This window comes from Klebsiella sp. MS 92-3 (genome assembly GCF_000195655.1).
GTDB classification, from domain to species: domain Bacteria; phylum Pseudomonadota; class Gammaproteobacteria; order Enterobacterales; family Enterobacteriaceae; genus Klebsiella; species Klebsiella pneumoniae.
Genome location: NZ_GL882872.1, coordinates 37,949 through 46,950, shown reverse-complemented (window position 1 = coordinate 46,950; position 9,002 = coordinate 37,949). Strand labels below are relative to the sequence as shown.

Annotated in this window: 15 protein-coding genes; 9 read left to right on the top strand and 6 right to left on the bottom strand. The window is 51.0% G+C overall.

The window, feature by feature from the left end; genetic code table 11:
• Positions 1-128: 128 nt before the first annotated feature.
• On the top strand, positions 129-392 hold the full coding sequence (locus tag HMPREF9538_RS00450) for a DUF2534 family protein (RefSeq protein ID WP_004140489.1): 264 nt from the start codon (positions 129-131) through the stop codon (positions 390-392).
• Positions 393-451: 59 nt separating this feature from the next.
• On the opposite strand, the gene HMPREF9538_RS31965 is transcribed toward HMPREF9538_RS00450, so the two are convergent.
• The 6 genes from HMPREF9538_RS31965 to HMPREF9538_RS00470 all read right to left on the bottom strand — a co-directional run bounded on the left by HMPREF9538_RS31965 (position 452) and on the right by HMPREF9538_RS00470 (position 3,605).
• Positions 452-577 carry a hypothetical protein gene (locus tag HMPREF9538_RS31965; protein ID WP_009486502.1) on the bottom strand — a complete coding sequence of 42 codons (126 nt, stop codon included), beginning with the start codon at positions 575-577 and terminating at the stop codon, positions 452-454.
• A gap of 117 nt (positions 578-694) precedes the next feature.
• Positions 695-769: a protein YoaJ gene (gene yoaJ, locus HMPREF9538_RS33470; RefSeq protein WP_004213093.1), complete on the bottom strand. Its 75-nt coding sequence runs from the start codon at positions 767-769 to the stop codon at positions 695-697.
• A complete protein-coding gene (locus HMPREF9538_RS31955; protein WP_004150782.1) occupies positions 769-870 on the bottom strand; it encodes a YoaK family small membrane protein in 102 nt (33 codons plus the stop codon). Before HMPREF9538_RS31955 ends, yoaJ begins: the two co-directional genes overlap by 1 nt.
• Before the next feature lie 57 nt (positions 871-927).
• The gene (locus tag HMPREF9538_RS00460) at positions 928-1,941 is read right to left on the bottom strand and encodes a sensor domain-containing diguanylate cyclase (protein ID WP_004176549.1); all 1,014 of its coding nucleotides are present in this window, start codon (positions 1,939-1,941) and stop codon (positions 928-930) included.
• Between the two features lie 265 nt (positions 1,942-2,206).
• Positions 2,207-3,190: a tyrosine-type recombinase/integrase gene (locus tag HMPREF9538_RS00465; RefSeq protein WP_009486501.1), complete on the bottom strand. Its 984-nt coding sequence runs from the start codon at positions 3,188-3,190 to the stop codon at positions 2,207-2,209.
• 115 nt (positions 3,191-3,305) lie between these two features.
• A complete protein-coding gene (locus HMPREF9538_RS00470) occupies positions 3,306-3,605 on the bottom strand; it encodes a helix-turn-helix domain-containing protein (RefSeq protein WP_009486500.1) in 300 nt (99 codons plus the stop codon).
• 121 nt (positions 3,606-3,726) lie between these two features.
• On the opposite strand from HMPREF9538_RS00470, the gene HMPREF9538_RS00475 reads away from it, so the two are divergent.
• From HMPREF9538_RS00475 to HMPREF9538_RS00510, 8 genes are all read left to right on the top strand, one after another.
• Positions 3,727-4,005 (top strand): regulatory phage cox family protein, encoded by a 279-nt coding sequence (locus tag HMPREF9538_RS00475; protein ID WP_009486499.1) that lies wholly within the window; start codon positions 3,727-3,729, stop codon positions 4,003-4,005.
• A gap of 20 nt (positions 4,006-4,025) precedes the next feature.
• Positions 4,026-4,244, top strand: coding sequence for a hypothetical protein (locus HMPREF9538_RS0128635; RefSeq protein ID WP_023328080.1), 219 nt, complete (start codon positions 4,026-4,028; stop codon positions 4,242-4,244).
• Between the two features lie 15 nt (positions 4,245-4,259).
• Positions 4,260-4,637, top strand: a complete 378-nt coding sequence (locus HMPREF9538_RS00480; protein WP_009486498.1) for a hypothetical protein — start codon at positions 4,260-4,262, stop codon at positions 4,635-4,637.
• A gap of 15 nt (positions 4,638-4,652) precedes the next feature.
• Positions 4,653-4,916 carry a hypothetical protein gene (locus HMPREF9538_RS00485; protein ID WP_009486497.1) on the top strand — a complete coding sequence of 88 codons (264 nt, stop codon included), beginning with the start codon at positions 4,653-4,655 and terminating at the stop codon, positions 4,914-4,916.
• A 77-nt stretch (positions 4,917-4,993) separates the two neighbouring features.
• Complete coding sequence (locus HMPREF9538_RS00490; protein WP_009486496.1) at positions 4,994-5,218, top strand: hypothetical protein; 225 nt, start codon at positions 4,994-4,996, stop codon at positions 5,216-5,218.
• Positions 5,219-5,226: 8 nt separating this feature from the next.
• Positions 5,227-5,781: a 3'-5' exonuclease gene (locus HMPREF9538_RS00495; RefSeq protein ID WP_223385443.1), complete on the top strand. Its 555-nt coding sequence runs from the start codon at positions 5,227-5,229 to the stop codon at positions 5,779-5,781.
• Between the two features lie 232 nt (positions 5,782-6,013).
• Positions 6,014-6,970: a DNA adenine methylase gene (locus tag HMPREF9538_RS00505; RefSeq protein ID WP_020316882.1), complete on the top strand. Its 957-nt coding sequence runs from the start codon at positions 6,014-6,016 to the stop codon at positions 6,968-6,970.
• Positions 6,971-6,987: 17 nt separating this feature from the next.
• Positions 6,988-9,002: replication endonuclease (locus tag HMPREF9538_RS00510; protein ID WP_009486493.1), on the top strand; the 2,015-nt coding region annotated here is incomplete at its 3' end.

The following is a 9,002-nucleotide window of genomic DNA, read 5'->3' as shown; positions in this document are numbered from 1 at the left end:
CCCCGCCCCCCCCCCCCCCCCCCCCGCCCCGCCGTCTCTTATTCTGCCCTGTAACAAAAACCCTTCATTTTTTATTGCATTGGTGTTACATATACAGCCGTTTATCGCTCAGCAAAAAGGAAGCCCCGATGATTCTGCAAAAACTCCTCAGCAATAAAAACTGCAAAAAATACTGTCTGTCGCTCGCGGTGGTGTTTGCTATCGCGCTGGCGGTAGTGGGGCGGGCGACCTTCGGGGGCGTGGTGAGCGAGTACAATATGCCGTACTCAGAGTGGACGACGTCCATGTTCTTCCTGCAGGGGGCGATGGTGACGGTTTACAGCATTGTCTTTACCGCGCTCTTCGCTATCCCCCTCGGCTTTATTTTCCTCGGCGCCGATCGTCAGGATTAAGCGTCAACGGGCGAACCGCGGTTCGCCCTGTCTTATCGGCTTATCAACAGCGTGAAGCATTAGTCGTCGTCATGATAGTGATGATGGTGGTGGTGGCGATGGGGATGATATCCATCGTCAATAATGCATCCCGATAACAGCGTGCACAGCGTAATAATCAACGGTAACACGATCGGTTTTTTCATCCTTACTTCTCCCGCTATTCTTATTCCCCGGGGCCGAGAATGCCGCGGCGGATAACGTGAGTGTAAAGGGTTAACTTATTGATGGGATAGGATAAATCCGCAATATCGCCGCGGCGATCACCACCAGCCAAACTGGGTGCCGGCCACCGCCACGATGGCGACGACCAGCATGATAATGGTGCTTTTTTTCATTATGCCCCACCCGGCGCCGCATAGCCGCCGACAAAAAACCAGCCGAGAAAGACGACGGCGATGATAAAGATCGCCACCGGGAAAAGAATACCCAATTTCATGATTGTGTCCCTGTACCCACGAATGATGCCCTGCATGATACTGGATATCGCGGTACTTTAGTCAATATGAATGAAATTCTCCTGGCGGCGGGACTTCTTATCCTGGTACATCGCCTCATCGGCAGCGCGTAAGGCCGCTTCAACATCGATACTCTGCGGATCGCAGGTGACCACCCCGAAGCTAGCGCCCTCATAGTCGATACGCTGTTCGCCGAGGAAGTAGACGCCGCACAGAGCCTGACGCAGAGACGTGACATACGCCTGCTGTGCGGCAGGCTGCTGGGCGCTACCGACGATCAAAAACTCATCGCCGCCAAGGCGGCCAACGATATCTTCCCGGCGCGCGACAGCGGTGAGTCGTTTGCCGACCTGCACCAGAAAGCTGTCGCCGCACGGATGGCCGAACCGATCGTTAATGGCTTTGAAACCATCGAGATCGATAAAAATAAGCGAGACCTGCTGCTGCTGGGCGCGGGCGGAGGCAAAGCGTAACGCCAGCTGCTTAAACAGCGCGCGGCGATTGGGAAGCTGGGTGAGCTCATCGGTAGACGAGTGCAGCTCCAGCGCGACGTTTGCCGCCTGCAGCTGTTGCACCAGGGTGTCTTTTTCCACGTAGTGGGAAATGAGCTTCGCAAACAGGCCCATGACCTGTTCGCCTTCGAGGTTATAAGGCTGTTGTTGCCGGCTGGTGGCGCAGAGGGTGCCGAACAGAGAGCCGTCGGCCAGGCGGACGGGAATGCTTAAAAAAGTAGCGATTCCCAGCTCCTGGGCGGCGATGCAGGAGTGCCAGCGGTTGGCAACGTCATTGCTAAACGTACACTGATCCTCAAGGGCGCGTTTGCAGAGGGATTCATCCCAGGGGACGGAAAATCCTTCCGGGATCTGCATTTCGCTGCTGTTGTGGGCGAACATGATCTGCTGCCGCTGGGCGTTGGTATCAATGCGGGTGAGGTAGGTGGACTCCATTCGCGTCACCGCCTCCAGCATCTCCAGCAGCTGGCGCACCAGGGTTTCCAGGGACTGTTCCGCAGCGAGGGTTTGCGACACCCGGGCAAGAATAAAATCTGACATGAATAATACAGCTCCAGCACGCCAAACGTCACCCCAGCATATTGGGCTGCAAACGGACATCAGCGTCAAATAAACAGTGATATTTTTAAATTTATCACATCTGTCTGGGGAATACTTGTCCACGCGGTGGGAAAAAAAGCCCCGTCGGGTGCGTTGGAAACACCCGGAACAAGGGGCTTTCAACGGTACAATGCGGAGTTGCGCGGCACGCAAGACCATTGAAAGCCATAACTAATTACCCATCTGTGGACATTATGTGGACGTTTCACACATCAGCGCTACCTCTCAGCGGGTTAAGCGAGATCGCGTCCTGAAGATATTCCGGTGCAAAGTGAGCGTAGGCCATAGTTTGCTCAATTCGCGCATGTCCTAAGATCCTCTGTAATGTAATTATGCTCCCCCCATTAATCATAAAATGCGTCGCGAAACTGTGGCGTAGTGCATGCGTCGCCTGGCCGGTCGGAAGATCAGGTTTTACCTCCCTGAGTATCTGCCTGAAGTCAGAATAAGACGCCTTACCAAATAACAACCCTCGCTTACCATCCGCTATGAGTTTTGCCACTTCCGCTGAAACTGGAACAGTCCGCTGCTTGTTACTCTTGGTTTTAACGAACGTCACACGATTCTGTATGATGTGTTCCGCCTTGAGTCGAGCCGCTTCGCCCCAGCGAGCACCAGTACTTAAACACAGAATAGCTATCTTCTTGTTGTCGCCATCCAGTTTAAAGAGCAAGTGCTTGATTTCGTCCTCTGTCAGATAGCCAGTTTCTGGGACTTCTTCTTTCAACTTCTTCCGCCCTCTGATCGGATGTTCACCCGAAAACAACTCGGCCTCGATAAGCGCTGTGAACATACCACTGATACTGTTGAGATCGCGGTTAATGGTGGAAGCTTTAATACCCTGGCTTCTTCTTGCCGCGTAATACTGACTAATCAGCGCTTTCGTAATCTGAAAAGCACAAGGATCGTCTGTAATCCTGCAAAACACGTCTAACTTGTTGCGGTTTATCCGACCGTGCTCCTCATGCTTGCCTTTCAAATTCCACCAAAGCTGTATCAGTTCAGACAGATGCCGCTTATCCGTCGGTTTTGATAACCATTCTTTGGTGTGATGGTTGAACTGGGTATGCTTCTCGAAAGCTACCGCTTCACTTTTCTTATCAAACTTCCTGCGGATACGCTTTCCATTGCGACCAGCAGGCCTGATGTCCACTTCATATCGACCATCATCGAGTTTCTTAATAGTCATAAGAAAACCCTCCGATGGGTGCGTTTGCCTTTAGGCCTTAACGCGTTGCAATTATGTGATGAATACTTTTCGACCAATAATAGACATTTGAAATGTATGTAAGCCTGGTTAATTGTTAACCAGTCTTTTGGTCTGAGTGCTGCGAGGTTGTTAAGTCTTGCCCAAAGTGTGCGAGGGCCGGTGCGATTTGACCGGATTCAGGGGACACCTGATCGGTCATAAACCAAAGAGCGTATTTACAGAATCGGGGGTGTTGGAGAATTTTCATCGCTATGTCGGTAGGCGGTATGGTCCTTCCGCTTTCATAATATGTGAGTGAGCTGTAAGGAACTCCTGTAATTTCAGCAAATTGCTTTCTGTTAAGTCTCTCGGACTCGCGAATCAACGCAAGCTTCTCACTAATAGCTGTTGACATGTTATCAAGATCCTCTAATATCTTCGGTATTCTCTACTGTTGTTCGATATTCTCTAAAAACACTAAGGCACATTAGAGAACATTGAAGCCCATTGGTTAGATCTAGATAAGAGGTTATCAGATGAACAAAAAAATTGTCAGTAGCAGCGATGCCATCCCGTATCAGGAGTTTGCGAAAATCATTGGAAAACCTCCGGCAGCCGTAAGAGGAATGATCGAGAAAGGGAAGTTACCTGTAATCGAGATGACCGATCCCCAGTCAACTTCTGGGCGTGCGGGCGAGTACTGGGTTTACCTTCCAGCCTGGAACAACGGCATGAAACTGGCCTACGAAAGTCGCCCAAAGGAGATCAGGGAAGGGTGGTTGATGTGGCTTGGTCTCGGTGAGCCAGGTCGATAGCCGGTTTCAGGAGAGGAAATATGAAGAACGGTAGCCGCGGATCAGTATCACAGCTCAATAGCAAAACCAGCCTCTACTGTGGTTTTACTATTCTGAAACTCCCACGCAAAAAACCGTACAGCCGCCAGCGCTATCAAATTACGCACACAGGCCATTATTACGGCATCGACTTTGCTTTATCAGAAGCATGTCGAACGATTGACAGAATCATGAGTAAAAAGCACTTCATTGCTTTTTAATCTCTGGGGGCGAAAATGAAACTCGAATATGCAGAAAAAATTAACTCGCTTTTACAATGCTTCCATTTCAATAAAGAGTTTCTGGAATGGAATCATGATTACTCTCTCCAGCTTTTACGCCACGGCGTATCCCACCTCTATCATTTCGCGATGCTTCAAGGCGAGAATGATGAATGCACTCTTGAAGAACTCCGCAACATCATTATTTCCGTCACCGATGGTGATATCCCTAAACCATACGACCTGCTATCTCTGGACGCTGAGCAACTGAAGAAGGCTATGAAGTTTGTTCAACCGCAGGAGGTAACCGTAGAGGTTACACCGGAGATCCTGGAACACCTGAAACTGGGAGCTAGAGCCTCCTGGCGGCTGGAGCCCCCTCGCTTTAACTGATCATCGGAGTACGCCATGTTCACCGAAGAAAAAACATCTTGGGAACAGGAAATGCTGATTCGAGAAGCAGTGGAAAGTGCCGAGCAGGGGTTCACTGTACATCTAAAAAATGGTGCTCGTATCACCATTAGTTCAAAAAGCCCGTCTAAAGATTTAATAATTTACGGGCTCGAAAAAGCAATTCGCGGTAATCACGATCGCGCGCGAATGACCTTTATTGATTTCATGTATTACTGGCATGAAAGGATATTCAAGCAGATTAAAAGAGAATCGCGCTAAAACAATTGATTAACCCGCTTCAAAAATAACGGCATTTACTTTGCCGGGGATACGTTTTGCCTTTTTCAGGAGGTTGCATGTCGGTTACGTCAATAAAGCCGGGAGGCGGAATAAGCGATCCAGAGTTTATGGGAATCAGCACCAATGCGCGCAAAGGCGAGCGCGCCCACTTACTCGGATTGCTGCGCATCCGTATGGGCCTGCTGAAAGAGCAAGGCCTTACCCCCGAAGAGATTTATTCAGCACTTGAGCAGTGGATAGCCAACCACGAAACAATCACCAGCGAGGGCAGTAAACCATGAATCACGTAATGATCGATTTGATTAACGTTAGTAAGAAACCGTCATCACCTCTGTGTGCCATTGAAGCTGTGTTTTTTGAACCCTCAACAGGGCAGATCGGAAAGGTTTTTTATTCTTCGATAGACATTCGTAAATCTGAAAGCTTGAAGGGCCGTATCAGCATTAGTACGGCATTCGATTGGATGAAAAAAGACTCTCACTGGCGCGCCGAAGTAATGAGCGCAACCGAAGCTGAAGAAGATGCACTTTGCAGCCTTGCTGCTTTCATCGCCGACAATACCTGTCCCCGGAACGCGGCGTTATTAGTATGGTTCAAAGATGCCCCGGAAAAACTGGTTTCACTTCGTTATGCCGTGGATCGCTTAGAGGTGTCAGGCATTTTCCCTGAAGGCACAAAATACCGCTGCATTCGTTCACTTCTCGACCTTGCTGCTGCCACAGACTATGCGCCTCATGCGAGAAGCGCCCTGGCTCGTTACACGCTCACTGACGCGCGATATCAAGCGGAGCAAGTCTGCGAAATCTGGCAGCGCTTGACCTCTCCACACATTGGATCGCTATGAGGGCTGCCATGCATTCGCATCTGTCTGTTGTTTGTAACGCGCCGTTGCCGGTTTGTAAGAGGGCGCTTGCCGCCCTGAATTGCTTTGCTCGTGGACAGCGTAATTACACCCGAGTCAAGCCACACGCCTATCTCGTGATCCGCATTGGCCTCCGTTGGCGTTTGCTCAGCAAAAACGGTGGTAAGCAGTGGCGACTGATGACCCATGAAACCTATAACCAGGAATGCCGCAAATGATTAAGTCACCTCTTAAGTGGGCTGGCGGTAAAACCCGCGTGTTGCCGGAGCTGCTGAAGCACTTACCTAAAGCCGATTGCTTGATTGAGCCCTTTGTAGGCAGTGGCACAGTCTTTATGAATACGGAATACCGCCGCTATGTGCTTTGTGACAGCAATCGCGCATTGATCAATTTCTTCCTCGCGCTCAGGGAAGACCCTGAAAGATTGATACTGATCGCCAGGAACGTATTCAGAAATGGCAATAACGAAGATAGCTATTACGAAGAGCGCAAGTTGTTCAACCACCTGTCGTGGGATGACGAGTGTGCAGATGATTACGTTGTACGGTGGGCTGCATCATTTTTATACCTGAACCGCCACTGCTTTAACGGGCTTTATCGCACCAACAGGGATGGCGGTTTCAATGTTCCATTTGGCAGCTATAAGGCGCCTTATTTTCCAGAAGCAGAAATGCGCCTATTTGCCGAAAAGGCGCGGGATACTCACGCGCTCTTTCTTTGTAATGATTTTCGTACTTCCATTCCGTACGTCGCCAGGAATCGCCTGGACTCCGTGATTTACTGCGATCCACCGTACATCCCGACTAGCAAAACAGCCAATTTTACCGCTTACGGCAAGCCATTTACCCTGGACGATCACCGCGCTTTGGTTACGGCGCTACTGGACGTTAATCGCCAGCATGGAACGCGCTCGGTCATCTCAAATAGCGACACACCAGAAACACGCCAGATCTACTCCGCTTTCAATCTCCACGCCTTCAGAGTTCGACGTTCCGTTAGCGCCAAAACCCGCGATATGGCCGGTGAAGTGATTGGCGTTCTTCGCGTGTGTGGTGGTTGCGGTCGTTCTGGTGGTGGAGGTTGCCCGGACTGTGGGGCGGTAATGGGCGATGCGACACATGCCGAAATGTTTGGCGCGCCGGCTTGTTGTGGCGTTGACCTGGCAAAATAAGATAACGACGGTGAGCTATGCCTGACTCCACATCCCTGGCATGGAGCTGGAATGCCAGAAAGCAGCCAGTAAACCCTTATGCTGTTGATGTGCCTGCACGGAAACCCTCTGCGCTGGCCGTCTGGATTGCGCTTTATGAGCAGGATAAAAGCGATCAACGCGAGCAGGCTGAAGCAATGAGTCGTGCAGCAGAAGAGTACCTCTTTTCTGTTGCACATTGCGATCCCTGGCACTATGACGAATTGAATGATGCGCTGATTGAGAAGGCTAAGCGACATGCAGAACTCCATCGTGTTGATCCTCTTACCCTGATTCGTGATGACGTCGCCAGCTTGCCTGGTTTCCTGCGCAAGCCGCTGGAAACAAGGATTAAGTATTTGGAAAAATCAGAAGATCCGCGCCATTTGCCTACCTATCTGAATGAGGTCATTACTCCCTCATTAGTGAGAATTGACAAGGTCCGTGCTAACCAGGCGTCGCTGTCATTCCAGGCCATGGCTGGCAGGGATAGCCTTGATCAACTCCTTCGACTTGCTGAACTGAATCAGCGGGAGGTTAAGCGGCTTTCAACGCTGGTCGCAACGCACATTGATATGATTTTTATCCAGCTTTGCGGTGAGATGCTGACCGATGAATTAGCTTCTCCCATCGTAATACTGGAGCTCTATCGTCGTGTGGCGGCCGAAGTGTCACGCCTTGATGTTATCCCGCCGGGTTATGAAGCGCTCCGCAGCAAACATAATCGCCGCAACCCGATTAATTACGAGCTGATACCGGGCGCGCTTGCCCGTATGCGTTGTGCTGACTGGTGGCAACGTAAGCTGTGGCAACTCCGCAACGAATGGCGGGAAGAGTTACTTCGGGCTGCGTGCCTTGTTCATCGGCACGCATCACCTTATGTCAGCCATGACATCCTGTTGCAGAAGCGGGAACAACGCCGTAAGGCGATGGATTTTTTCCGCAACCATGATCTGATTAACGAAGATGGCGACACGCTCAGCATGGAGGATGTGGTGCTTGCAAGTGCCAGCAATCCGGCGCACCGTCGTAATGAGATGATGGCTTGTGTCAAGGGCCTGGAATTGATAGCTGAAATGCGTGGCGACTGCGCCATGTTCTATACCATCACCTGTCCGTCTAAGTACCACGCCACACTGATGAACGGGAAGCCTAACCCTACATGGGATCACTCGACAGTTAGGAAAAGCAGCGACTATCTGGTTGATACGTTTGCGGCATTCCGTAAGGCAATGCACAAAAAAGAGCTGCGCTGGTACGGCGTCCGCGTAGCCGAACCACATCACGATGGCACTGTGCACTGGCATTTATTGTGTTTTATGCGCAAAAAACATCGACGTGCAATCACAGAGCTGCTGCGTCGTTTCGCTATCCGAGAAGATCGCGCCGAACTTGGCAATAACACTGGCGCTCGTTTCAAGTCAAAGCTGATAGACCCGCGAAAGGGGACTCCGGCCAGCTATATTGCAAAGTACGTCAGTAAAAACATCGATGGGCGTGGGCTGGGTGACACCGTCAGCAAGGAGACGGGTAAATCACTACGTGATAGTGCCGAGCACGTCACTGCGTGGGCATCGTTGCACCGTGTTCAACAATTTCGTTTTTTTGGGATTCCAGGCCGCCAGGCGTACCGCGAGTTACGATTGTTCGCATCGCAGGCAACTCGTGCAATGAAAACCAGCAAACCGGGCGCTCCGGTACTTATGGATCCAAAACTGGACGCTGTGCTCGCTGCTGCTGATGTTGGCTGTTTTGCCACTTACATCATGAAGCAGGGCGGTGTACTTGTTCCCCGCAAAAATTACCTCATTCATACCGCCTACGAGCCGACAGTCGAACCAGGAACCTATGGCGATCACGGGATTCGTATTTATGGCATTTGGTCGCCAATCACCGGTAAGGAAAACAAAATATGCACGCATGTCCATACCTGGAAGATGGTGAAAAAGGCTCCCGCTAACCCAGGCGCTGAAAGCGCCGCCCACGGGGGGGCCCCCCCCCCCCCCCCCCCCCC

What these genes read in the sequence shown, in the direction of transcription:
- HMPREF9538_RS00505 (WP_020316882.1), top strand. Translation starts at nt 6,014, where the DNA reads ATGATTAAGTCACCTCTTAAGTGGGCTGGCGGTAAAACCCGCGTGTTG.
- HMPREF9538_RS00495 (WP_223385443.1), top strand. Translation starts at nt 5,227, where the DNA reads ATGATCGATTTGATTAACGTTAGTAAGAAACCGTCATCACCTCTGTGT.
- HMPREF9538_RS00490 (WP_009486496.1), top strand. Translation starts at nt 4,994, where the DNA reads ATGTCGGTTACGTCAATAAAGCCGGGAGGCGGAATAAGCGATCCAGAG.
- HMPREF9538_RS00480 (WP_009486498.1), top strand. Translation starts at nt 4,260, where the DNA reads ATGAAACTCGAATATGCAGAAAAAATTAACTCGCTTTTACAATGCTTC.
- HMPREF9538_RS00465 (WP_009486501.1), bottom strand. Translation starts at nt 3,190, where the DNA reads ATGACTATTAAGAAACTCGATGATGGTCGATATGAAGTGGACATCAGG.
- HMPREF9538_RS0128635 (WP_023328080.1), top strand. Translation starts at nt 4,026, where the DNA reads ATGAAGAACGGTAGCCGCGGATCAGTATCACAGCTCAATAGCAAAACC.
- HMPREF9538_RS00450 (WP_004140489.1), top strand. Translation starts at nt 129, where the DNA reads ATGATTCTGCAAAAACTCCTCAGCAATAAAAACTGCAAAAAATACTGT.
- HMPREF9538_RS31965 (WP_009486502.1), bottom strand. Translation starts at nt 577, where the DNA reads ATGAAAAAACCGATCGTGTTACCGTTGATTATTACGCTGTGCACGCTG.
- HMPREF9538_RS31955 (WP_004150782.1), bottom strand. Translation starts at nt 870, where the DNA reads ATGAAATTGGGTATTCTTTTCCCGGTGGCGATCTTTATCATCGCCGTC.
- HMPREF9538_RS00475 (WP_009486499.1), top strand. Translation starts at nt 3,727, where the DNA reads ATGAACAAAAAAATTGTCAGTAGCAGCGATGCCATCCCGTATCAGGAG.
- HMPREF9538_RS00470 (WP_009486500.1), bottom strand. Translation starts at nt 3,605, where the DNA reads ATGTCAACAGCTATTAGTGAGAAGCTTGCGTTGATTCGCGAGTCCGAG.
- HMPREF9538_RS00460 (WP_004176549.1), bottom strand. Translation starts at nt 1,941, where the DNA reads ATGTCAGATTTTATTCTTGCCCGGGTGTCGCAAACCCTCGCTGCGGAA.
- HMPREF9538_RS00485 (WP_009486497.1), top strand. Translation starts at nt 4,653, where the DNA reads ATGTTCACCGAAGAAAAAACATCTTGGGAACAGGAAATGCTGATTCGA.